Source organism: Psychrobacillus sp. AK 1817, from assembly GCF_008807035.1.
GTDB classification, from domain to species: Bacteria; Bacillota; Bacilli; order Bacillales_A; family Planococcaceae; genus Psychrobacillus; species Psychrobacillus faecigallinarum.
In genome coordinates, this window is record NZ_CP031739.1 from 2312467 (window position 1) to 2335540 (window position 23074).

25 protein-coding genes are annotated in these 23074 nt (G+C 36.1%); 3 read left to right on the forward strand and 22 right to left on the reverse strand.

Annotated features, from left to right (window positions below):
- Positions 1 to 9: 9 nt before the first annotated feature.
- From D0S48_RS11425 to D0S48_RS11475, 12 genes are all read right to left on the reverse strand, one after another.
- Positions 10 to 831, reverse strand: a complete 822-nt coding sequence (locus D0S48_RS11425; protein ID WP_225321611.1) for a squalene/phytoene synthase family protein — start codon at positions 829 to 831, stop codon at positions 10 to 12.
- A gap of 73 nt (positions 832 to 904) precedes the next feature.
- A complete protein-coding gene (locus tag D0S48_RS11430; RefSeq protein WP_151111738.1) occupies positions 905 to 1636 on the reverse strand; it encodes an SDR family NAD(P)-dependent oxidoreductase in 732 nt (243 codons plus the stop codon).
- Between the two features lie 149 nt (positions 1637 to 1785).
- Positions 1786 to 2565 (reverse strand): alpha/beta fold hydrolase, encoded by a 780-nt coding sequence (locus tag D0S48_RS11435; RefSeq protein WP_151113799.1) that lies wholly within the window; start codon positions 2563 to 2565, stop codon positions 1786 to 1788.
- Positions 2566 to 2710: 145 nt separating this feature from the next.
- Positions 2711 to 4369, reverse strand: coding sequence for a hypothetical protein (locus D0S48_RS11440; protein ID WP_151111740.1), 1659 nt, complete (start codon positions 4367 to 4369; stop codon positions 2711 to 2713).
- Positions 4370 to 4634: 265 nt separating this feature from the next.
- Complete coding sequence (locus D0S48_RS11445; RefSeq protein ID WP_151111742.1) at positions 4635 to 5675, reverse strand: siderophore ABC transporter substrate-binding protein; 1041 nt, start codon at positions 5673 to 5675, stop codon at positions 4635 to 4637.
- Positions 5676 to 5896: 221 nt separating this feature from the next.
- Positions 5897 to 6661 (reverse strand): iron ABC transporter ATP-binding protein, encoded by a 765-nt coding sequence (locus tag D0S48_RS11450; protein WP_151111744.1) that lies wholly within the window; start codon positions 6659 to 6661, stop codon positions 5897 to 5899.
- A complete protein-coding gene (locus D0S48_RS11455; protein ID WP_151111746.1) occupies positions 6658 to 7614 on the reverse strand; it encodes an iron chelate uptake ABC transporter family permease subunit in 957 nt (318 codons plus the stop codon). Before D0S48_RS11455 ends, D0S48_RS11450 begins: the two co-directional genes overlap by 4 nt.
- Positions 7601 to 8557: an ABC transporter permease gene (locus D0S48_RS11460; RefSeq protein ID WP_144538308.1), complete on the reverse strand. Its 957-nt coding sequence runs from the start codon at positions 8555 to 8557 to the stop codon at positions 7601 to 7603. The genes D0S48_RS11455 and D0S48_RS11460 overlap by 14 nt, the downstream gene beginning before the upstream one ends.
- Positions 8558 to 8841: 284 nt before the next feature.
- The gene (locus tag D0S48_RS21115) at positions 8842 to 8964 is read right to left on the reverse strand and encodes a hypothetical protein (protein ID WP_255475357.1); all 123 of its coding nucleotides are present in this window, start codon (positions 8962 to 8964) and stop codon (positions 8842 to 8844) included.
- 52 nt (positions 8965 to 9016) lie between these two features.
- Positions 9017 to 10252: an MFS transporter gene (locus tag D0S48_RS11465; RefSeq protein WP_151111748.1), complete on the reverse strand. Its 1236-nt coding sequence runs from the start codon at positions 10250 to 10252 to the stop codon at positions 9017 to 9019.
- A gap of 391 nt (positions 10253 to 10643) precedes the next feature.
- Entirely contained in the window at positions 10644 to 11330 is a 687-nt protein-coding gene (locus tag D0S48_RS11470) for a GNAT family protein (RefSeq protein WP_151111750.1), read from the reverse strand.
- Positions 11331 to 11344: 14 nt separating this feature from the next.
- Complete coding sequence (locus D0S48_RS11475; protein ID WP_151111752.1) at positions 11345 to 12457, reverse strand: mandelate racemase/muconate lactonizing enzyme family protein; 1113 nt, start codon at positions 12455 to 12457, stop codon at positions 11345 to 11347.
- Positions 12458 to 12544: 87 nt separating this feature from the next.
- Here D0S48_RS11475 and D0S48_RS11480 point away from each other — a divergent pair, with 87 nt between their 5' ends.
- The gene (locus D0S48_RS11480) at positions 12545 to 13777 is read left to right on the forward strand and encodes a transcriptional regulator (RefSeq protein WP_151111754.1); all 1233 of its coding nucleotides are present in this window, start codon (positions 12545 to 12547) and stop codon (positions 13775 to 13777) included.
- A 138-nt stretch (positions 13778 to 13915) separates the two neighbouring features.
- Here D0S48_RS11480 and nhaC read toward each other — a convergent pair whose 3' ends face one another.
- From nhaC to D0S48_RS11500, 4 genes are all read right to left on the reverse strand, one after another.
- Positions 13916 to 15355, reverse strand: a complete 1440-nt coding sequence (gene nhaC / locus D0S48_RS11485; RefSeq protein WP_151111756.1) for a Na+/H+ antiporter NhaC — start codon at positions 15353 to 15355, stop codon at positions 13916 to 13918.
- A gap of 92 nt (positions 15356 to 15447) precedes the next feature.
- Entirely contained in the window at positions 15448 to 16551 is a 1104-nt protein-coding gene (locus tag D0S48_RS11490; protein WP_151111758.1) for an amidohydrolase, read from the reverse strand.
- A 53-nt stretch (positions 16552 to 16604) separates the two neighbouring features.
- The gene (locus D0S48_RS11495) at positions 16605 to 16799 is read right to left on the reverse strand and encodes a YwbE family protein (RefSeq protein WP_151111760.1); all 195 of its coding nucleotides are present in this window, start codon (positions 16797 to 16799) and stop codon (positions 16605 to 16607) included.
- A gap of 376 nt (positions 16800 to 17175) precedes the next feature.
- A complete protein-coding gene (locus D0S48_RS11500; RefSeq protein WP_191963796.1) occupies positions 17176 to 17889 on the reverse strand; it encodes a M20 metallopeptidase family protein in 714 nt (237 codons plus the stop codon).
- Positions 17890 to 17895: 6 nt separating this feature from the next.
- Between D0S48_RS11500 and D0S48_RS21350 the strand changes: the two genes are divergently transcribed.
- Positions 17896 to 18069: an RHS repeat-associated core domain-containing protein gene (locus tag D0S48_RS21350; protein WP_151111764.1), complete on the forward strand. Its 174-nt coding sequence runs from the start codon at positions 17896 to 17898 to the stop codon at positions 18067 to 18069.
- On the opposite strand, the gene D0S48_RS21355 is transcribed toward D0S48_RS21350, so the two are convergent.
- The 3 genes from D0S48_RS21355 to D0S48_RS11520 form a co-directional block, all read right to left on the reverse strand.
- A complete protein-coding gene (locus tag D0S48_RS21355; RefSeq protein ID WP_151111766.1) occupies positions 18002 to 18214 on the reverse strand; it encodes a 3'-5' exonuclease in 213 nt (70 codons plus the stop codon). The genes D0S48_RS21350 and D0S48_RS21355 overlap by 68 nt on opposite strands.
- A 4-nt stretch (positions 18215 to 18218) precedes the next feature.
- Positions 18219 to 18410, reverse strand: coding sequence for a hypothetical protein (locus D0S48_RS11515; protein ID WP_151111768.1), 192 nt, complete (start codon positions 18408 to 18410; stop codon positions 18219 to 18221).
- Between the two features lie 593 nt (positions 18411 to 19003).
- Entirely contained in the window at positions 19004 to 19489 is a 486-nt protein-coding gene (locus D0S48_RS11520; protein WP_151111770.1) for a hypothetical protein, read from the reverse strand.
- A 163-nt stretch (positions 19490 to 19652) separates the two neighbouring features.
- Between D0S48_RS11520 and D0S48_RS11525 the strand changes: the two genes are divergently transcribed.
- Positions 19653 to 20483, forward strand: a complete 831-nt coding sequence (locus tag D0S48_RS11525) for a hypothetical protein (RefSeq protein WP_151111772.1) — start codon at positions 19653 to 19655, stop codon at positions 20481 to 20483.
- Between the two features lie 169 nt (positions 20484 to 20652).
- Here the strand turns inward: D0S48_RS11525 and D0S48_RS11530 are convergent, their stop codons facing one another.
- The 3 genes from D0S48_RS11530 to D0S48_RS11540 form a co-directional block, all read right to left on the reverse strand.
- On the reverse strand, positions 20653 to 21357 hold the full coding sequence (locus D0S48_RS11530; protein ID WP_191963797.1) for an Rgg family transcriptional regulator: 705 nt from the start codon (positions 21355 to 21357) through the stop codon (positions 20653 to 20655).
- Positions 21347 to 21508: a helix-turn-helix domain-containing protein gene (locus D0S48_RS11535; protein WP_151111776.1), complete on the reverse strand. Its 162-nt coding sequence runs from the start codon at positions 21506 to 21508 to the stop codon at positions 21347 to 21349. Before D0S48_RS11535 ends, D0S48_RS11530 begins: the two co-directional genes overlap by 11 nt.
- A 384-nt stretch (positions 21509 to 21892) precedes the next feature.
- The gene (locus D0S48_RS11540) at positions 21893 to 22924 is read right to left on the reverse strand and encodes a M20 metallopeptidase family protein (protein WP_151111778.1); all 1032 of its coding nucleotides are present in this window, start codon (positions 22922 to 22924) and stop codon (positions 21893 to 21895) included.
- Between the last annotated feature and the right edge of the window lie 150 nt (positions 22925 to 23074).

The following is a 23074-nucleotide window of genomic DNA, read 5'->3' on the forward strand; positions in this document are numbered from 1 at the left end:
TACGTATATTTAAACTTCCGCTTGTACTTCTACAACGGTTTCTTCAACTTCCGAACGGGACATTTTTTCTTGTCCATTCTTTAGTGCTTTTAATGTTTTGTGAGCTAATGCAAGAGGTAGCTTGCAGAATAATAGGATGCTTTTGCGATTAATGCTTTTAATATATTCATCCGCTTTAGCTAGGTTGCCCTCAGCATATTCAAACATATCTGCTCGTGTCCATCCTTCTGGGAAAAACTGAACCCCGCGCTCACTATCCTCTTCCTTATTACGTAAAATATTTACTGCCTGTAGGCCTCGACCATAAGCAATTGCTAAATCACGGTCTGTTTCAATGTCAGCATTCCATTTCCATAGGTCAGAAAGCATTACACCAACAAGCCCAGCTACATAGTACGTATACTCGTCCAAGTCTTCTTTTGTTTTTACTTGCCATTCCTTCTTTGTCCACTTTGCCATTCCTTCTGCCATTTCAGCAGTATAGGTCTTAACAGTCTCTACTAGATCTTTCGGACAAATTTCAAGCCAATCTCCCAGTCTTAAGGAAACTGCTGGCAGAGTTTCTTGATATGGAGCTACAAGCATTTCATATTCTTTTTTATCAAAATCATTTACCAGCATTTTGCTAGTTTCTAATAGTAAACGCTGTTTTGCTTGTGAATCTAATGTTTCATGGTCTTCAATCTCGTCAATTGCACGCATACAGAGATATGCAGAGGCAACCGCCTTTTTTAGAGTAGGTTCTAAAAAAGTAATTGGTATATAAAAGGTTCTGCTTGTTTTCTTCAGCATATCCATTGCTTCTTTTTGTAATGTTGCTACTTCACGCACAACTAGGCCTCCATTTCACAATCTACTCTATCCTCTATTGTATCGGATTTTCACAAAAAGATAAAACGACTCCTTACAGTTGTCGTAAATCTGTTACAACTTCGCTTGTATAATATTGTTCGCTTTCCACAAATCTAATTAGTTTGGAAGCAACTTCCTCCGCACTACTTAACTGACCGGTATTCTTATATTCCTTGAAACGATCTACTAATGGAAACTCACTTTCCGTGGATTCCCGAATTCTACCTTGCATATTTGTATCAATAATTCCTGGAGCAATCGAAACCAATTTCACTCCATTAGATTTGCTTGCCTCCTCCAGCTGAACTGCTTCAGTAAATCGATCTAGACCAGCCTTCCCAGCACAATAGCTGCTCCACCCCTCATATCCCTTACGGCCCGCGCCAGAAGAGATTTGCATAACCTTCTTTGGAATTTCTTTTTGTTCTGTCATCTTTATAAATGTTCCCGTCAAAATCATAGGCGCAGTTAAGTTTACTGCAATACTTTTTGCCACTAAATTGTTATCTATATCTCCCGCTGTCCCGATAGGTTCAATTGTTCCTGCGTTATTGATAAGTGTTATAGTCGTTGCAGCCTCTATGACTTCATTCATCAACTCTTCCATAGTTTCCGCTATTTTTTCAGTTTTAGCTAAATCTAATATGAAGTGATGATAATTAGAATGCTCAAATTTACTTTCTCCTCTAGCAATCCCATATACCACTTTATTGTTGTCTAGTAATTGCTTTACTAACTCTTGTCCAATACCGTTAGTTGATCCCGTTACGATAAATACATCCATTACATTTCCTCCTTCAATTGCTATTACTATTAGCATATCTTTCCTTTTAGCTACTTTCAATTATGTTTATGTACAAGTTGGGAGAAATTAAAAAAAAGACCTCGAAAATATTTTTTCTAGGTCTAGTCAGAATCACCAGCAAGCTTTAATTAAATAAAGTCCATTAACAAGCGATTAAACCTTTCTCTTTCCTCCCAGAAGGGACCATGACCACTGTAGTAAAACGGCAACAATTGTGAGTTTGAAATTTGCTGATGAATTTCCTCAGCTTGAGAAAAAGGGATTACCCTATCATGGATGCCATGTACAATAATCGTTGGTGCAACTATTTGGCGTAGATCCTGTTGAACATTTTCATCTCTAAGTAACTCGATGACTGCTGCTGTAGACCACCCAGCTGCTTGCAATCCCATGTGAAAGAACCAATCACAAAACTCCTCCGTAGCATATTGAAAAAAGAAACTATCCGTTACTTCTCGCATCATCTTAGGTCGATCATTCAATGCTAAATGTAAAAAATGGTCAGCTGTGTCTTTTGTAAAACCTGTTGGTGCTGCAGGATCCACTAAAACAAGATAGGTAACACCTTTTCCTTTGTGCCTAGACATATAGCGTATAGCTATTGCCCCTCCTGTTGAATGACCTACTAGTGCAAAATCATCTAATTGAAGTGCATCTACTATTGCTAGAATATCATCCGCCAGCCTATCATACGTGTACCCGTCTATTGGTTTATCAGACTGGCCAAATCCTCTCCAATCCAGACCTATACAGCGATATCCCATATGTGGGAGCACATCAAACTGATACTCAAACTGCTTGTGACTTAACGGCCAGCCATGAACAAACAAGATGGTTTTTGAGCCGGTAGGATTTATGTCTTCCACATATAAATTCACACCTGGTTCTACATTTACGAAATACCCTATACTACTTCCTCCATTGTTCAAATGATTTTCATTAGCGTATTCATCTCGTTAGACATGAGTTACTTTTGACATAAAAAGTCCCATTCTAGCCTTGGGAGGGCATAGAATGGGCGCAGCTATTAAGAGTAAGTCACTCTCTATTCAGTTATTCAATACCTTCTATCGTTACTTCCTTCACTGGTAAGAATAGCTCTCCAGTTTCTAAGTACTTCACCTGTACCTTATCGCCTACTTCCATATAAACAACGAATGGTGCCATTTCTGAAGAGACGATGTAATTTGTTTTATTGTCTAGCAAGAACGATACTTGCGTGAAGTCTCCCACACGTTCTTTAAATACACGTACTATTGTGCCAGAGACTGATTTTTCCTCAGCGCTTGAACTACCATCTACTGTACTTCCTCCACGCTGAATTGCTGTTTTATAGAGTTTTAATGCCTCATTCGGTGTATTACCATATACCGATATTTCTGGGTTAGCGGCTGAGACGATAAAGTAATTCTGTAAGAATCCGTTTGAATCTAGTACTGGTGTTAGCCAGCTTGCCTCTCCGTAGAAATTATACAGAACTGGCATTTCTCCGGACCATTTCTTTTCAATAAATTTCTTTTCAATAATTTGAAGTGCCCCTTGAGAGTCCATATAGGAATCCTCAAGGTTTCCAGTGTAGTAGGTCGCTTTGCCTGTTCGTCCGTCCGTCAAGGAATAGCCAAGCATAGAATCTACACCTTCTTTTGGACTCGTAAAGTCTGTAAAATAATACATTTCTCCATTTTCAGTGAAGATTGGGCTGACGTTTGCCTCTGTTCCCTCATCTGAAGGTAGCCTCACGTCCTTTTTACCAATCAAGCTATTGATAAACCCATGTACATATTTTCCGTAATAGCTATTTTGTAAGCTAACAGTCTCTGGTGACACCGCACCATCGATAAATTCTGGGACATCTGCAAGCGCAAACGATTCTGTTTGGCCTGTTGAAGGGTCTACAACGACAATACCTTCTACATCAAAACCGTTACGAGCTGCGATGAATTTACCATATGATCGGATATAATACGGCTTACCATCTTCATCAATTTCTAATTGTGCATCTCCATAAAAGATTTTGTTCGGATGCTTCATACGCATATGTCTTTCCAAATTTTTATGAAGATACGAAGATGGTGTATAAGTCATATCTGCTTTTACAAATTTCGGATTATCCGCTGAATCGGTTGCACTCATTGTAAAATACCCTGGAGTAACATCCCCATTCCACCACTTGAAGAATCCTGAAAATTCTACGGGTGCAATATAAACGTACTTGCCATCTACTTTTTGAATTTGTAAATTACCCAATTCATAATAGCTTGTGTTTGGCACTTGCCCAAATGCCTTCTTCATTTTATTACGAGCAAACTTAGGAGGAACACTCGCTGGTGTCTTTGTTTCATCGAATGCTTCAATTTCCACTTGTTCATCCATTTTTGCTACTTCGTACTTCTTATCAGCATTCCATACAGGAGCTGAAAGCATATAAACCGTTAAAGCTAAACTTCCTAGTAAAAGAACTCCTTTTACTTTTTGTTCTGCACCTCTCGCCAAAAATGTTCCTGCAAAAGTTATAATCACTAGCCAAGGCCATAAGGCAGTCCAGTTTCTATCTAAATTGGTTACATAGTATATAATTGCGACTACAACGAACGTTAGGATTGTTAGTAAAGCAATAGAAGAAATTTTATCCTTTCGATCGCCGCTAAGTGGGACAACTAGTAATGCAGTGACAACTGCGACTACGGCTGAAATAATAAATACATAAGCCATTTATCCATCCTTCTTTCTTTTATTCATACTTCTTTATACGGTCGAAAGAAGAAATAGTTTCAAGCTTTACGTTATATTGATTTTTGAAAGTAGACATAAGAGCTGATTAATTTGCCGCCATTTTACCGTTTCTATACGCTCCTTATACGATTTTCATAGCTATTTTTTCTCATATAGGATTTTCTTTAAAACAAAAATACCCTATAAGATGACCTTTTTTCAAAGTGTCTATCTTATAGGGTACCTTTTGTTGAGATTCAAAAAATTATTTTAATTCATTTAAGATTTCATCTAATTTTTCTGTTTCTGTTGTTACACCGTTGCTTGAGAAGTACCAGTTAACACCGTCTAGGTATACGATTTTGCCTTCTTTGTAAGCACGAGTTTGTTTGATAATATCATTTTCGATGTCTGCTTTAATTGTTTCTACATCAGAAGCAGTACGATCAATAATTAGTAATACTTCTGGGTCAACAGAAAGGATTGACTCGTAAGAGAAATCAGAACCGTGTGATGAAGCTTCAATATCAGTAGTCGCTGGTTTAAAGCCAAAGTCATTATATACGTAAGCAAAACGAGAATCTGCCCCGTTATCGAAACCAGAGATTTTCTTATCGTTGTACATTGCTACTAATGCGTTTTCATAACCTGCTGCTTTTTCTTTCACAGCATCTACTTTCTCTTGTAACGCTGCTTTTAATTCTTTAGCTTCAGTTTCTTTATCAAAGATTTGAGCTGCTAAGTCAACTGTTTCATTTACAGCATCAATATAGTTTTGGTTATCAGAACCGATGAATACTACGTTCGGTGTGATTTCTTTCAATTCTTCATAGAATGGAGATTGACGACCAGAGATAAAAATAACATCTGGTTCAGCAGCAGCTACTGCTTCAAAGTCAATTTGTTTTAATGTACCAACATCAGCAACACCGTCAACAACATATTTTTCTTTTAAGTGCGGAGGGATGTTACCTTTACCACCGCCAGCTGCGATTCCTACGATACCTTCCACACCTAAAGCATCAAGTGTATCTAAGAAACCATAGTCCAATGTGATAATACGTTCAGGCATTTTTTCTAATGTAACATCTTCAAATGTGATTGTTGTACCTTTTTCTTCATCTTCACGTGAAGCAGTTAAGGAAGATACTGTCATTGGGAATGCAGAAGTTTCCGCAACCTCATTTTCTGCAACAGGTGTTTCTTTATCAGTAGATTCTCCAGCTGATGATTCGTCATCTGAGTTACATGCTCCCAGCATTAATGTTAAAGCTGCTAACGCAGTTAAAAATTTCCATTTCTTCATCTTTTGCTTCCTCCTAGAAATACTTTCTTTAATTGAAAATGATTATCATTTTCATTCATCTGTAATCAGTTTAAATGAAACGCACAAAATTTGTCAACTTATTTTTGCAATTAATTCTCATTCTCATTTAAACCGCATTAAATGCGTGCATAAGTGTCTAGACTCATGCACGCATATTGAATCTCCTACCTATTAGAGATAGAAACATTTTGCTGAAAAAATTAATGAGAATTAAAGTATACGCAAATACGGCAACCATCTTGCACTTGTACAGGAATATCCATATCGTATACATCACGTAAAGCTTCCGAGTTAATAATCTCATGCGTTGGACCATCCTTTACAAGACGGCCATCCTTTAATGCTACGATGCGATCAGAGTATACAGAAGCAAAGTTAATGTCATGTAATACAATGACTACAGTTTTCCCTAAATCATCTACAAGCTTGCGTAAAATTTTCATAATTTGTACAGAATGTTTCATATCTAGATTATTTAAGGGCTCATCTAATAAAATATATTCTGTATCCTGAGCAATAACCATTGAAATAAATGCACGCTGCTTTTGACCACCCGATAACTCATCTAAAAAATTATCTTGCATCTCGGTTAAGTTCATATATTCCAGTGCTTGGTCGACCAATTTTTCATCCTCTGCATTTAGTCGGCCCTTGGAATACGGATAGCGACCAAAGGAAACAAGCTCGCGAACAGTTAAACGTATATTTAAGTGGTTTGCCTGTTTTAAAATAGCTACTCGCTTTGCAAAAGTATCTGACTTCATTTTCTTTACGTCCGTTTGATCTAAAAATACATCCCCTGTATCAGCATCTAATAGTCGGCTCACCATTGATAACAAAGTGGATTTACCAGCACCATTTGGGCCAATAAAAGAAGTGATAGCCTTTGGTTGGATTTTTAATGTTACATTTTCAACGACCGTTTTTTTCCCAAAGCTTTTAGAAAGCTCTTTAATTTCAATCATTCTGCTTTCCTACTTTCCTTTAGTAATAAGTAAATAAAGTAAATCCCACCGACAAAGTTAATTATTACACTAATCGTTGTATTCAAATGGAATACATGCTGCACGAGAAATTGTCCTCCGACAAGCGCTATAATACTAATCAGGCTCGCCCCAACAATCAATACAGAATGTTTATAGGTGTCTAAATATTGATACGCTACATTCGCTACAATTAAACCTAAGAATGTGACAGGTCCAACTAACGCTGTTGAAGTAGCTATTAACACAGAAGATAATATTAAAACTTGTAGTACGATTCTGTCATAGTTAACACCTAGATTGATGGCATTATCTCGACCTAATGATACAACATTCAAATCTCTCAATAATCGAGAACCATACAAAAATGCAAGTCCCAGTATAACTATTGCAATAAGTAACAATTCTGTTTTCACATTCATAAAGCTTGCAAACAATCGAGCTTGTAGACTTTCATACTCTACAGGATCAATAATAACTTGCATGAATGTTACTAGACTTCCTAACAAGGTTCCAATAATCATACCCGCTAACAATAGAAGGAAAATTGGATATTTATCTGCTCGGAATAAAAAACGATATAAGATTAAAGCGAAAATTACCATCGCAATAATAGATACACTAAAGTTTAAGTAACGGCTTACGACGAAAACAGAAGCTGAACCTGCTGTAAAGTATATTACCGTTTGCACTACTTGATACATAGAGTCAATACCCATTACGGAAGGTGTTAATAAACGGTTATGTGTTACAGTCTGGAATATAACCGTCGCATATGCAATTGCTGTACCAGTAATAACCATTGCAGCTAAACGCTCTAAACGCTTTGGAAAGGCATAACTGAAACCACCCTGAATATTATAAAATGCAAACAACGCCATAAATATTAACGCAATAACACCTAAAATAATTAGCTTGGTACTATTTTTTCGCATATGCTTTCCCCCTAAACAACATAATTAAGAAGATCGCACTGCCAATTACGGCGACTGTCGTATTAACCGGAATTTCATATGGATGGACAATTAAACGGCTTATAATATCACATGCGAGTAAGAATGCAGCACCCATGAAAATAGTATGCGGTATTGTCTTGCGTAAATTATCTCCCAGATACAAAGAAACAAGGTTAGGAACGATTAAACCTAAGAATGGGATAATACCTACTGTTAAAACAACCGTTGTAGAAATTATCGCTACAATGACAAGACCTATATTTAACACTGTACGATAACTTAGGCCTAAGTTTTTTGCAAAATCCTCACCCATACCTGCTACAGTGAATTTATTTGCATAAATATAAGCAATAATAATCGCTGGTACAGCTACGTATAGTAATTCATAGCGCCCAGAGACAACTAATGTAAAGCTCCCTAAAAAGAATGATTCAACATTTTGTAAAACATCTGCTTCATATCCTAAGAATGTTGAGATGGCCCCAATGATATTACCGTACATAATACCGATTAAAGGTACGAAAATAACATCCTTAAATTTAATACGCTCAAGCAATTGCATAAAGATAAAAGTTCCAATTAGAGCAAATGTAAAACTAAAGAAAATCTGTCCCATATAAGACATATTTGTAAAGAATATCATCGAAACTATAACACCTAGTTTTGCTGCATCAAGTGTACCAGCCGTTGTCGGTGATACGAATTTGTTTCGGCTTAAGCTTTGCATAATTAAGCCCGCAATACCCATTCCTGCACCAGCTAATATAATTGCCATTAAGCGTGGCAATCGACTCATTAAAAAGATTTGGGTCTTTTGGGAGTCCCAATCAAGCAGATCACTCGGTTTAATATCAATGGCTCCTATAAATAGCGAAATAAAGGATAGGATAATAGTTGCTACTACTAATATCCATAATCTCATTTGTAATCCCCATAAAAAATTATTTTTCTCAATTTTATTGATAACGATTATCATTATTGAGTCGTCTTTCATTATAAACAAGGAATATAGTAAAATCAACCTGTTCTACTCGATAACACTATTAATTTTCACTATTCTTTGTACTCTAAAATTACGAGACTTCATAAAAAGATATGGAAGAAGGGCAATTCGACTCTCGCTTACTTTCCCTATCAAGCGAATATAAAAAAACTGCCCATTTTTATTAGGCAGCTATATTACTTATTAACTTTTTGTAGTAGCATTTAATTACTTATTAAAATTTTATCATCCTGTTCAAATGTAAATCTTATATATACTTCTAAGCATCTCCATGGTTGCGATTCTTCAGCGAAATCCATTTGCTCGTTCATCATTTGGGACTTCATCCATTACCCTAAGCCCCCCAAACATACAACTTATTATTTGAAATGTATACTTCTACATACTAACTTCTTCTAGACATATCGTCTTTTTCTTTTTAACCTCAAAGCCCCTCTTCCAGCTGATCGTCACCATAAAGGCAGACACGACCAATACGCCACTTAGAACATAGAAACACATGACGATTAGACCTGAAGAAACCATTCCAGTAAAAAGGGCTAGCAATAAAATTCTTATGAGTAAACCAATGGAACGAAACAAACTATCAACCCTACCAATGATTTCGTTTGGAATTTGATCCATCAGGAAGGAATTCCTCGCAACCCGAGCTCCACTGTTTCCAATCGCTAAAAACAACATTAATGTTAAGTAAATAGGTAGTTCAACAAAGACTATCATGGAAATCGCAACCGTATAAATAAGCACTCCTAAAATGATTGTCTTCTCATTTCCTAGTTTTTGCGCCAGAATAGGAACAACAATACCTGCTAGCACTGCACCAGCAGCATATATCATCCCTTCTAAACCATATACACTTGCATCCGCGTCTAACACCTCAACTAGATAAACAGGAAACAAATAATTTGTTAGCATGACCCCTATAAAAGGCATAAAAGAAAATACTAAAAAGACAAACATGGTTGGACGAGCCAACATATAAACTAAGCCTTCCCACGTTTTACCTTTCTCCACCTTTTCTGCCTTCGGTCGTTTTACTCTTGTGTAAGGTAGCTTAACATAAAAGTATATCGCTGCTCCGTACGTCAATACATCTAATAATAAAATATAATGTAAATCCCATTTCATCAGTAAAATACTCGCCACTCCCCCAGCAATCATACTAGAAAGCTGGCCCTGTACCTCCATCGTTCCATTTAAAGACTTATACTGATCCTTATGGAAAATTTCTTGATTCATCGCAAACATGGTTGGATAAAAAATTGTGTAATATAGACTACCAATCATATAAATTAGTGTATAGTGCCAGATTTCATAGGATAAACCTAAAAATCCAATAGAGGCAAAAAACAATAATACAACTAAACAAACCACTTCGCTGATTAAAAGTAATTTCTTTCTGGACATTCTATCCACTAAAGAACCTACAAAGGGCGTAATTATAAAACTAATGATAGTCATAGAAATTGTAATGTACCCAAATACAGCATTGCCATCGTCACTCGTCACTAGCATCCAAGGAATTGCAATCATCGTTATTCCTGAGCCAATAGAGGAAGCTATATTAGCAAATATAATTAACCAAAATCGTGAATCCTGATATAAAGTTTTCATCGTCAAACACCCCTTAAAATATTCTTACTATTTTAAATATAAGGGAATCGAAGTATCGCGCATTCAGTCAAAGGTCTTGAATGGTTCTCATACATTTGACTGAAGAAAAGAGAGGATGCAGCTCTTCATCCAACACAATACTCCTGTTTGTGACAAGCTTGCACAGGAACTTCATAAAAAATTTGAAAAAATATATACCTGATTCTCTAATAAAAAAATCATTTTTACCTTAATGGGTCGTAATCCCAGTAGATAAAAATGATTTATTTGCCTTACATATTATTTTAAGACCTCAAGTGAGATAAAACCTTTTGGTTACTTCAAAACTATTTAGGGAGCTTTGTCGATTATAGACTCCCTAATGAATTTTCATTAAGGGTCTATAATCGCTTTATAGCGTTTCCTTATATACAACGAACCATTCTTCGTCTTTTTGGAAGATACTTGTGCCTACCCAGCCCGCTGCTAGTAATTTTTGCTGTTCCTCTATGTCCCCCATTTTCATATGGAGCTCTTTTTCGCCAAATGTTATAAAATCATTTCCATCGATTCTCTTGTAAAATATGTAACGCAGCATATTATCATACTTACGTTTGAGAGCTTTAATAACCATTCCTTGGCTTAACTTGTCTTTTAAGCTGGCAAAGTTAAATGGTGCTACCGTCGCACAAATATAGATGTATGTAGAATCTTGCATAAGCTCCATTACAAGGTCCGCTAGTTTTCTTTGGAGGCCGTAACCGCGGTATGTAGGATGGACATTCGTAATTTCTTGATAGACAACGTCACCTAATTGTTCTTCCGAAAGACCAATATCATATCCTAAATGATGCTTGTCCATTGCTGGAATCGCAAGGGTGCGAAATGCGATTAGCTCCTCACCTGCAAATACACCTACCATTAAACGGTGCTCTAGAGAGTCTTCGAATTCCTCCTTTGTAAGGGGCTGTAAAAACTCTTTATTATCTAAGTTTTGCAAGACAATGTCCTGTAAGGCTAAAATTTGTTCTATATTGTCCTTTGTTAACTCTCGAGCTGGGTACTCTTTTTCCCCAAGACTGACTATCCACTCTTTCATTGATGCACTTCCTCTTACTTCATTACTTTATCGGAGAACTCTGTTAACTCTTTTAACACTTCTTCATCCACGTCTATACCTAAACCTGGTCGCTCATTAAGTTTAATAAAAGGAACATCATAGCGCAAATTTCCAACGTCCTTCGAGAACTTAAGTGGACCCGTCAATTCGACACTCGTAAATGCTTTTTTAGAGAATGCTACATGAAATCCTGCGGCTGAACCAATGGAAGACTCGACCATAGAACCGATTTGACATTCTAAGCCTGCCATTTCAGCCATATGAGCAAGCTTCATAGCGGGATATATACCGCCACATTTCATCAGCTTAATATTCACTTTGTGTGCAGCTTGCTTCTCTATTAACTCACGCATATCACGAAGTCCTCTCAAGCCTTCGTCCATCATAAGGGGGGTACTAGTTTTTGCCTTGACCTCCACCATTCCGTTAAAATCATCTGCCATTACAGGCTGTTCCAGCCAATCTAGTCCTGTATGCTCTAGCTGACGCATCGCAGAAATAGTATTAGCACTATTCTTCCAACCCTGATTTACGTCTACTCGAATGGCAATCTCATTGCCCACTTTTTCTCTAACTGCTTGGATTCGTTTTACATCAGCCTGTACTTCTGTTCCTACTTTCATTTTAAATGAAGTATAGCCCTCTTTCATACGTTTTTCTGCTTCTTCTGCCATAGATTCTGGGGAGCCTATGCTCAATACATGAGTAACTGGAAATCTTTCATGATAACGCCCACCTAGCAATTGGTATACTGGAACACCGAGTTTTTTACCGACCACATCGTAGCAAGCAATGTCTAAGGCTGCTTTAGCTGCTGGTGCTTGGTAGACAGCTTTATCCATCTTTTCATGAAGTCGCTCAAATTCCATCGGATTTTCTCGGATTAAGGCTGGTGCTAAAGTATTTTTTAGCATAGCATATGTACTCTCCCATGTTTCTCCTGTTACGTGCTCGTCTGCGACTGCCTCTCCATATCCAACTAGGCCTTCTTCTGTTGTGAGCTTCACTATGATAGAAGGCATATCATCGTACGTATGATAACTAATGATAAATGGATCGATTAATGGTAATCTAATAGCAGATATTTCTATTTCTTTAATTTTCATATTTTTCTAACTTCCTTTACATATTTTTATTTTTTGGTTATAGTTGTCGTTAAATAGTCGTTAAATACATAAAAAAAGGGGGATATCATGCAATCACGTATAGCAGTTCTTGGCTCTACAAACTTTATAGAACGCTTGAAGCATTTCGAACATGAGATGCCTTTTATCCGATTGGATTATTATCACTATAATACTCCAAAAGAGGCGAAGGAACTAGTAAAAAATATAAAACCATGCGCTGCTGTATTTTTCTCTGGTTCGCTCCCCTACCTATATGCAAAAAAAGAGAGAGAGCTCTTGCCTGTACCTTCCTATTATTTAAAGCAGGATAGTACTTCTGTTGCTACTACATTATTAGCAACTTGTCATACACCTATTCATCAAATTTCCATGGACTTAATAGAACCAAGACTTGTAGAAAGCGTCTTACAGGATATCAACCAAACAGCTGCAGTTCCCTTTCTTATGCAAATTGATCCTGCATTCTCTTTAGAAGAGGTGGTGTCTTTTCATATTAACCTACAAAATGCCGGAAAAACAAAGCTTGCAATTACTTCTGTCCACGCTGTTTATGAATCTTTGATGCAAAGTGGAATACCTGTCGTTCGAATGATTGACCCAAAAAACTCTATTTTAAAAGCGATTGAAGAAACCAATTCATTAGCAATTCTCGCAAAAAGTGAAGCCTCCAAAATTGCCGTTTGCTCTATTTTGCTAGACCAGGAGGACTCTAGTTCAGCAACCTCCTTGAATAAAGTAACAAATTCCATAGACGCTTCGATTGTTAAAGTCGATGACCTGCTTTATATGCTTTTCACTACTCAAGGAAAGGTTCAACTTGCCTTGGAGAGCAACGTGGTGAATAGCTGGTTCGACCTTTTTAGCACCCCCGTCCGCATTGCCTTTGGGTATGGCACGACAGTGTTAGAAGCTAGTGAAAACGCTAAGGATGCCTTAAGACATGCTACAAAAAACAATATCTATCTAATGAACCAGGAAAAACAACTAACAGGTCCACTCCTTCAGAATGAAACTAAAATCGACTTAAGAACGAACGATCCTAGGCTTGTTTTAGTAGCCAAAGAGACAAAATTAAGCCCGGCTAATCTTTCTAAAATTATGCAATTTAGTCGCATCCACCATTCCGTCGAGTTTACTGCACATGATTTAGAAGTCTTTTTAAAGGTCAGTAGGCGAACAACTGAAAGGATTCTTAAAAAGTTGTCGGATCACGGTTATGCATCCATCGTTGGTGAAGAAATGACCTATCAGCAGGGGCGACCTCGAGCGGTATATGAATTTAACTTTCCTACCTATTAAATATAAAGCCTGCTGAGTTCTAGGTAATTTTTGCTGAACGGTTATAAAATTTTCTATCCGGTCATAAAAAGCTTTTTGGCATTAAAAAGCCACTTAAAAAGAAAAGGAAAGCTCAGCTTATCACTGAACTTTCCTTTTTTATGCTTCTGCAATCTCTTTGTTTAAAATCTCTTGCTTTTCTTCCTCAGAGATTTTTACAATGGAGAAACCTACTGCTGCATAGATAATAGATAGAATTGGCACTGTATAGTTTAATATAGCATATGGTGCATATTCAAAAGCTCCTACCCCTAGTGTCCCTAATATGAAAACACCACAAGTGTTCCAAGGTATAAATACCGATGTCAAAGTTCCTCCATCCTCTAAAGCTCGTGATAAGTTTTTAGAGTGCAGTCCCATATTCGTGTACGCTTTAGAAAACATTCTAGCTGGTACAACGATCGAGATGTATTGCTCTGAACAAGTAGCATTCGTAGTAAAACATGCTAATATGGTAGAAGCTACCATAGAGAATGCTGTCTTCGCAAGCTTTAAAATCTGATTCATAATAGACTGAAGCATCCCTGAAAACTCAAGTATCCCACCAAAGGTCATTGCAACAATCGTCATTGAAACCGTGTACATCATAGAATCTAACCCACCACGGTTAAACAGTTCATCTACCATTGCGTTACCTGTTTTAATCTCATATCCACTTTGAAGAGCACTAACAGCTGAAGCCACGTCTCCTCCTTGAACAAAAATCTGAGATAGGAATCCTAGTAAAATACCAACTACTAAAGCTGGAATAGCAGGTACCTTTAGAGCAACTAATACAATTACTGCTAACGGAATTAGCAATAACCACGGTGATATAACAAAGCTTTGATCAAGCACGCCTATTGTTTGCTGTATGCTCTCCTGATCAATGCTGCTGTTTTTATATTTCATTCCTAATAGACCATAAGCTACTAACGCAATAACTGCTGCGGGTATAGTAGTGTAAAACATATGTCGAATATGTACGAATAAATCTGTTCCTGTAAGACCTGCCGCTAGATTGGTTGTGTCGGACAACGGTGACATTTTGTCTCCAAAATAAGCTCCAGAGATAACTGCTCCAGCTATCATAGCAGCCGGAATTCCCATACTTAACCCGATTCCCATACCTGCAACCCCAATTGTCCCCATCGTGGACCAAGAGCTACCAATTGCAAGCGATACTATCATACAAATTACACAAATTGTTACTAAGAAGAAAGCTGGCGTTATGATTTTTAGTCCGAAATAAATCATCGTAGCAACTACACCACCGCCGATCCATGCTCCTATGATAAGACCTACCAATATAATGATGACTACCGCTGGAAGCGCTAGTTTAATCCCCTTGTACATCATTTCCTCGACTTCATCCCATTTAAAGCCATGTTTCCAAGCAACAAATGCTGCTATGATTGTACCAACTATTAACGGAATGTGAGGTCCTTGCTCCAACTTAACTACAGTAATAATCATTGTTAAAATCATTACTAATAAAGGCGTGATCGCCCATATCAAGGACATTTCTTTTTTCTCTAATGGTTTCTTTTCTTCTACCATTCCAATTCACCCCTTCGCGACTTGTTCAATAATTTACAATTGTCGTTTATTAGTCGCTATTAGGGATATATTAATCTTTTATTAAAATTACGTCAATCTTTTTTAGCAATTTTTAAAAGCGCTTTCATAAGCACTTGAGCACCGAGATATAGGGCTTTGCGATCAAAAGTCATATGAGGATGATGAAGACCAGGAGAAAGGTCTGCTCCTATGCCAATCATTGCAGCCTTCAATTTCGGCTGTCTAATCGTATAAAAATGGAAATCATCACTACCAGATGTGATAACCTCTTCTGCTAGGTTCTCTGTTCCAATCGCTTCAATGATACCTTCTCTAGCTATTGAAGCGGCTTCTTTTGAAACTTCTGCTCCAGGAGTAATATCTTGCCACTCCCATTCTATTTCTATATCAAAAAGCCCTTGAAGAGTAAGTAAGTTTTTCTCAATTTGGTCTTTCATTTGTTTAAGCACATTGTTTTTTTGAGCACGTGCATCGATCGAGAAGCTTGCTGTACCAGGGATAATATTGGAACTTTCCCCACCAGCCTGTATTTTCGTCAGTTTTGCAGAGTATGCCTCAAAAGGAGAAAAGTATAGGTTTTTTAAGGATTGATGGATTGCAACTGCTACATCAATCGCATTCTTTCCTTGATGAGGTCGAGCTCCATGTGCATCAATCCCTTTAATTTTCCCTTCAAGGAACATTGCTGCACCGTGGTGTATCGCTGGTGCCACCTTACCAAAAGGTAGCTCTTCCACGGGTCTTAAATGCACTCCAAAGAGATGGGTAACATCCTCTAGTGCCCCTCTATCAATCATAGAATTGGCACCATTTCCCTTTTCCTCAGCAGGCTGGAATATAAAGCGAATACGTTTATCCAGCTTTGCATCCTTCAATAAAAGAAGAGCTCCTAAAACCATTGAAATATTTGCATCATGACCACAAGAATGATTTGCTCGGTATATCCCGTCTACCTCCTGCCATAATGCATCGATATCTGCACGAATTGCAATCACTTCTTTTCCCTCGCCTATTTCTGCCAAGAGACCTGTTACATCTTCAAATCGTCGGTAAGGAACTTCTAGTGAATCAAGGATTTCAGCAATTTTATTGGTTGTTTCGAATTCCTTCCAGCTAACTTCCGGATATTTATGAAAATGTTCAAACCACTCTAATATTTGAGATTCTACCTGCATCTTTTCTCGCTCTCCCTTTACTGTTAATGTATGTACAGACCCCTATTAAGCCTTTATTTTATAATTTCGCAGACTCTGCCTATTTGACCGTCCGTCAATCTTACTTTAATGCCGTGTGGATGAAAGGTTGAATTCGTTAAAATATCTTGAACTACTCCCTTTGTTTTATTGCCTGAGCGCTGATCCTTTTTCAAAATTATATACACTTCTAGTCCTGCATGAATATCTTTTCTATTTTGTCCGTTCATATAATTCACCTCTTTTTGTATCGTACCACTTTCATGCTGTGCTTACATCCATTTGTTTAATACTATATAAATTGTAGAAAAATAATTCCTATCCCTTAGCGGTTTTAAACATCACTCAACTACAAATCACTGGTAATTGTCGCTACGTTTTTGGAAACATCCCAAGTCTAGGCATAAGGCTGTCATATGAGATATTCTCAACATACATATAATTTAGCTAATAATCAAAAAATCCTCCCTATAAAAAGGAGGAAAATGATTAGTTGTACTGCTTCTCTACATACTTGGTAACACGAAGCTCTGAACCAAAGCGCTCTAATTTTGGTATCCCTATAGGAATCTTATTACATACTACTAGGCAAATTTTTTCAATATATTATTTATGTTGTTGCTTCAACCACTCTATTGCCACATTCGCATGTAAACTAGCACCATATTTAAAGATTTCTTCCTTTTGTTGCATGCGTGGATTATGAACCGGTGCCTCTCCTTCTTTACCTGTCCCTAAAATAAGAAATGCAGACTGTACAGATTGAGAAATATAAGAGAAATCTTCTGAACCACTCATTACTCCATTCTCGATAATGTTCTCGAGGCCCATTACTTTTTCTAGGGTGGGCATTATTTCTTCAACGAATTCAGGGTTGTTAAATGTGGTTGGTGTATGGAATTCAATCAAACTGTATTCTCCGCGCCATGCTTTTACTACATGGTCAATCATCTCCGGTATTCGTTTACATAAATGATCCCGTGTCATTTGATCATAGCTTCTCATATTGCCCTGTAAAATCGCCTTGTCAGGAATGACATTTGTAACAGTTCCCCCACTCATTGCCCCGACAGAAAATGTTACATTCGCATTTGGAGGAGCTTCACGTGTTAACAATAAATTTAAGCTTGTATAAACTTGGTTCATAATCATGTTGGCATCAATTGTCTTATGAGGTTGTGAGCTATGCCCACCATTCCCTTGGATTTCAACAATATACGTATCCATTGCTTGTGTTAATGTACCTTTATGAACTGATAAAGTCCCGGCTTGTTTACATAAAATGGGTATACTTATGTATCGCAAACCTTCTTCTATCATTATAACGTGCATGGAGATGTCATTGCATTAACGGATGTTAATGACGAGAAGATTGCGACATATGAATACGATGCATGGGGTAATATACTGGAAGCAAGTGAAGCTGACCAAGTTAAGGATAATCCTTTTCGATATGCCGGATACCAGCTTGATCATGAAACCGGCTTATATTACTTGTAAATACAACAGGAAACTCTAAGCTCTTTGATTGATGTATAGTCATTAGACGTACAGCCTCTGGTTGTTCCTCTCCGCTCATATCATTAAAGGTTTCTGTGACTATAACAAGTTGAAAAATTGGGTTAACGTGATAAAAGTTGAGCATAAATCTAGGTGGATGTTAATTCCTTTATCTTTGGTATATCCTTCTCTTTTCCAATGAGTTCATTAAAATAATTGCTGCATTCACCAAAGAAGACATGATTTAGGATTTCACCATTAAATTCAATATGTTCTTGTAAGTAACGCTTGTACTCTTCAAATTCATCTGTAAAGTGTATTGCTAAGTCTTTATATTCCATTTTTTCTCCTGTTGCTGAACAATTGTATTTATAATTTCTTATTCAACTAAACTGCTGCGTTAGTTTAAGTGAAAACCTTCACAATCTTATTCAAATCTTAACATAACCATCCAATTTGTTCCTATCTGTTTTTAAATAAATTAATAATTGAAAGCTCGGATCTCCTGACATCCTTTTCTCCACCTCGGTTGAAAACTACCCTTTTTTCCTTTAATTCATCCTATTTGCTCGATATTCCGGCATTTTTGCGTTCATCCTTCTTTCAACAACATTAACTCCTAACTAAAACGACCAAAACACTGTCATATAAGGGTATTGGCCGTTTTAAGTACAGCAGGTTATTTGAGTTAATTACGATTATACGAATTGTTTGTAAACCTAATAAAATTATTTGAAGTTTCCCCTATTTCGTCTTTCACTTATTTCTAAAAGGATAATAGTCAGTATTCTGTTAACATTAAAACGTCGAAATTGGACAGAAAAAAATCCTGTGTGTAAAATTATTGTTCTTTTTTCATTAAGTCCGGAAATTATTGCCTCAAAATTGGACAAAAATTTCTAGACTTTTTAAAATACTTTATATATCGTGTAAATTATTCAAATGTAATTGTATCTCCAATAATAAATGTTTCACTCTGAGAACCGTCGCCATTTGTCCACTCAACAACTATCTCTGATTCATTAAATATTTCTTTAATATCCTCTTCACTTAATCCTTTTGAATAAAAAGTCAGCTCATATTGATATTCAGCAAAACTCTCCTCAGAGTTATCTTGTGAAGTACCCTTCCCTCCCCAATAACGCTTTATTTGGTCATGATTATCTAATACACCGCTCCAATTATCAAACATTTCAATTTTTCTTTCTGTATCACTTTTATGCTCCATATAGAAATTGAAAGTAAGTTTTTTAAAGTCTTCTTTTTTTGATTCGCTGTATTCAACTGGTCGCCCTAAGGTATTGAAATCTTCTTCTGTTAAGTTAGAAATTACCGTTCCAATTGTGATTTCAGGTTCTGCATTGTTACAAGCGGTTAATATGCTGCAGATCCCTATTAGTATGATTATGAGCCTCTTCATAACTATTTCCCCTTTGAATTTAGTTATTACATATTTTTTATTATAGTTTATCAGTATCCCTCTTCACATAATATTCATTTATGAATATTATAAACAATTAAATGTTCTAAAAATTATAATATTTTTATAGAGGTTAAAAACAATTATAAAGGAGCTGAAGATTTTGAAGAAGAAAAATTTATTGTTTGCATTATCTCCATTTATTTTAGGCCTATCTATAATGGGTAGCTCTACTACCGAAGCTAGTAGCATTTCTGAGAAGGAATATGAACAGAAAACTGAAGTTCAATTATCAAATATTTTTAATGAGACTAGCTTATCTTCTTTAGATTTAAAAGGCACTAATCTTACCAAATCAATTGCCCAACTATCTGACGAAGAGTTTGATCGTTTTATGTATAATGTCGTTAAAAACAACAATGAAAGTACCGATACTTTAACAAAAAAACTCGATGAAGTTGGAGTTGAATTTGCAATTAAACCTAAAGGGAACGAAGGAATCTCAATTAATGCTGTTAAGTCTAATGATGTGACTTTAACTGCTTATTCTTCAAAACGTTCTGGAGATTCTTATTATCGCATCAGTGGAATGTGGGATGCATCAATTGGAGAAGTTTATTCTGCAACAGAAGATCCAGTTTCTATTGAATGGGACCCAAGTGCCGCTACATATTATGGCTCAGCGGGAGATAACAACGTATCTTCAGTTTCAGATGTAGGGCAAAAAGGTCAGGGAATAGTTATGTTCACAGTTGTTGACGATGGTCAGTTTGATGGATACGCAACTGTATATGTAACTAAAAAATCATCTTCACAATTATTCTATGGTATTAAATATATTCATTCTTACTCAACTTTTAATGCTGATGTCGGTGGCGAAGCAGGTATTAACTTCGAAAGAGGTGGAATTACAGGTGGGTTTACCTTTAATATCCAACAAAAAACAAACGTTGTTACATGGCAAAAATGGGATGACAATACCCTATACTATTAAGTAATTTATGGCATATAACCTTAACCTCTATTAGTTCCAGGTGTACAATAACTCCCTTTAATTTGTTAGAAAAATATATTCATATTTTTCTCTAGCTATTAGAGGGAGTTATTACGAATATATTACTTTGTAAAGGGCAAGATAAGAATAACCCTCTAAATTTTGGATATTACAATGTTAATTCTAATTTAAGTGCTTCCAGCAACTTCTCCTCTTCTAATACCTCGACAATGTTTAACCCTTTCTTAATCCATTGTTTACCTTGTTCCTCACTCCCAGTTCGTTCCATGCAAATTCCTTTACGAATGTAACATATAGCAAGCGGAATATAAGCATTTAATTGTTTGCATTTGGGTTCTATATTTAAGATCTCTGTTAATGCCTCTGAGTATTTTTTATTAGAAATATATAGATATGATAGGTTAAGTATTATGTTTATTGACATACGATCGATGTTTTGGAAGTTTTTATACCGGTCAATACTTTTTTGTATAAAATTCCTTGTTTCCATTATTGTTTCTAATGGAAATATAAACATAATTGCATTAAAAAGATAGATGTCGGAAATATATAGTTGTTCCATTTTTTTTAATCTATCCCAAATCTCAAAAGCAGGTATACGAGCTTGCTCAATGTCATTGTCGTTATTCAAGTGAATCAATGCACTACATAACGTTCTAATGTCTTTTATATCCTCATCGTATCTACTATTTAGAATTAGTTCACATTCATTATAAATTTCTTTTAATTTTAAATTACTGTTATAAGGGGCATAAAAAAATTTAATTAATAGTTTCCTTTTATCTGAATAACTATAACCATTTTTGATAAATTCAAATTCCTCTAAATCCAACCCGACTTTATCAAGAATCATCATAAATCATCATAAATGAGGTAGCTCTTATTTCAATTGCATCTACCTCAAACTTCGAATAATTACTTTGTGAAATATGAGCACTTTTAGCTATTTCTGCTTGGGTAAATCCTTTGGAAGTTCTTATTTTTTTTATTAATTTACCTAACATGTACCAATCCCCTCCACTAATATACTTATTAAATTGGTTTTGTATGTTATTCAATTATGAATATTTTGGTAGATTCATTATATTTTACCCTATTTTTGAAAATAGGAGGTGAAAATTATATGGATCAAATCGTAACGATATTAGTTTGGTTAACAGGAGTAGGATTTTGAATTCTTAATTTTGAAAAACTATAAGAGATAGCTCTTTTTCTATTAAATAATACGGCCCTATCTGGGGCCTTTTTGTTTGGTATAAAATATACAAAAATACACCTCACTTGTGACATAGTGTGCATGTCAGTATGAGATGTATTAGCAGTGTTCAATTAATTTAAGAAAGTTTTGAAAAATAAAAATAAGAATGTTCATATTTGATTAGCGGGCATCAAAAAAACCGTATTGTACCAATAAAACAATAGGCACCCTTTGTTAATTTTGTATAGTGACCAAAGTCTTCAGAGCCACGGAAAGCCTCATCTAATTCAATTAATTCTATGTTTTTGGATTTTGCAGCTAAGCGAATCTTATCGGCACTTTCTTTATGGTTTATAGTTTCTGGGAATTCGTCGTTATAAGAGAAACTTACTTTTAACCCGTGTTCTACACCTTGAGCTTTCGCGAAGTTTTCAAGATTTTCTTGAAGTTGTTCCAACTCTTCTTCGTATAGAGCTCGAATTGTTATTCGAAGATCTCCTTTAGAAGCTGCAATACCAAAAGCTTTTTCACCAACATCAATTTGTACGACCGTGCATAAAACAAGACCTTTGCTTTTTTCTGGAGATGTAAATTCGGAAATTGCTTTGATAATATTAGCAAAAGCTAAAGATGGATTGGTACCAGTTTCTGGCTGACTTGCATGGGCAGGAGAACCTTCCAAATGTATCGTCATCCCTTTTGAAGCACAAAAACTTGTACCATCAATAATCCCAACAGCCTTATAAGATAATCCACTCATATTATGGTAAGCAAAAATTTCATCAATATTGTGTTCCTTAATTAATTCTACGCATTGAATAGCACCATCTCCAGTCTCTTCAGCAGGCTGGAAAAGAAAGAAAATATTTTTGTCTGCACCCTTCTCATTAATTTCAAGTGCAAATCCTGCTAATGTTGCAGCATGACCATCATGTCCACATTTATGTGCTTTTCCGGGAAATTGAGAAGCCCAAGGAAGATCAATGACCTCATCCATTGGTAGTGCATCATAATCTGCACGGAATGCAATGCTAGGCTTATCTAAGCCGGCACGATAAACCGCATAGAACCAATTTCCTTTATCTACGATTTCTAGTTTTGTATACGCTTTCAAAAAATCTATTAAATATTTTTTTGTCCAAACCTCCTCGTTAGAGAGCTCTGGATGCTGATGTAATGTATGTCGTAATTTTTTCGCTAGTTCAAAGTTTTTTTGAATCAATTATCCCATCTCCTTTAAATACATCTTCGTTTCAAAAGCAAAAGTAACCATTATAATATATTTATGCATATTGTATATTAAATTCATTTTCTCTTATTGTATATTATATTTTATGTTTTTAATTTTTACAATAAAATAATTATTTACATT

Bases quoted from the DNA above. Each gene is read 5' to 3' on its own strand.
- D0S48_RS21115 (WP_255475357.1), bottom strand. From the start codon at position 8,964: ATGAAGTCCCAAATGATGAACGAGCAAATGGATTTCGCTGAAGAATCG.
- D0S48_RS11520 (WP_151111770.1), bottom strand. From the start codon at position 19,489: ATGAAGAGGCTCATAATCATACTAATAGGGATCTGCAGCATATTAACC.
- D0S48_RS11495 (WP_151111760.1), bottom strand. From the start codon at position 16,799: ATGAACGGACAAAATAGAAAAGATATTCATGCAGGACTAGAAGTGTAT.
- D0S48_RS11455 (WP_151111746.1), bottom strand. From the start codon at position 7,614: ATGCGAAAAAATAGTACCAAGCTAATTATTTTAGGTGTTATTGCGTTA.
- D0S48_RS11450 (WP_151111744.1), bottom strand. From the start codon at position 6,661: ATGATTGAAATTAAAGAGCTTTCTAAAAGCTTTGGGAAAAAAACGGTC.
- D0S48_RS11465 (WP_151111748.1), bottom strand. From the start codon at position 10,252: ATGAAAACTTTATATCAGGATTCACGATTTTGGTTAATTATATTTGCT.
- D0S48_RS11480 (WP_151111754.1), top strand. From the start codon at position 12,545: ATGCAATCACGTATAGCAGTTCTTGGCTCTACAAACTTTATAGAACGC.
- D0S48_RS11440 (WP_151111740.1), bottom strand. From the start codon at position 4,369: ATGGCTTATGTATTTATTATTTCAGCCGTAGTCGCAGTTGTCACTGCA.
- D0S48_RS11500 (WP_191963796.1), bottom strand. From the start codon at position 17,889: ATGATAGAAGAAGGTTTGCGATACATAAGTATACCCATTTTATGTAAA.
- D0S48_RS11515 (WP_151111768.1), bottom strand. From the start codon at position 18,410: ATGGAATATAAAGACTTAGCAATACACTTTACAGATGAATTTGAAGAG.
- D0S48_RS11470 (WP_151111750.1), bottom strand. From the start codon at position 11,330: ATGAAAGAGTGGATAGTCAGTCTTGGGGAAAAAGAGTACCCAGCTCGA.
- nhaC (WP_151111756.1), bottom strand. From the start codon at position 15,355: ATGGTAGAAGAAAAGAAACCATTAGAGAAAAAAGAAATGTCCTTGATA.
- D0S48_RS11490 (WP_151111758.1), bottom strand. From the start codon at position 16,551: ATGCAGGTAGAATCTCAAATATTAGAGTGGTTTGAACATTTTCATAAA.
- D0S48_RS21355 (WP_151111766.1), bottom strand. From the start codon at position 18,214: ATGCTCAACTTTTATCACGTTAACCCAATTTTTCAACTTGTTATAGTC.
- D0S48_RS11530 (WP_191963797.1), bottom strand. From the start codon at position 21,357: ATGATTCTTGATAAAGTCGGGTTGGATTTAGAGGAATTTGAATTTATC.
- D0S48_RS11460 (WP_144538308.1), bottom strand. From the start codon at position 8,557: ATGAGATTATGGATATTAGTAGTAGCAACTATTATCCTATCCTTTATT.
- D0S48_RS11445 (WP_151111742.1), bottom strand. From the start codon at position 5,675: ATGAAGAAATGGAAATTTTTAACTGCGTTAGCAGCTTTAACATTAATG.
- D0S48_RS11535 (WP_151111776.1), bottom strand. From the start codon at position 21,508: ATGTTAGGTAAATTAATAAAAAAAATAAGAACTTCCAAAGGATTTACC.
- D0S48_RS11430 (WP_151111738.1), bottom strand. From the start codon at position 1,636: ATGGATGTATTTATCGTAACGGGATCAACTAACGGTATTGGACAAGAG.
- D0S48_RS11475 (WP_151111752.1), bottom strand. From the start codon at position 12,457: ATGAAAATTAAAGAAATAGAAATATCTGCTATTAGATTACCATTAATC.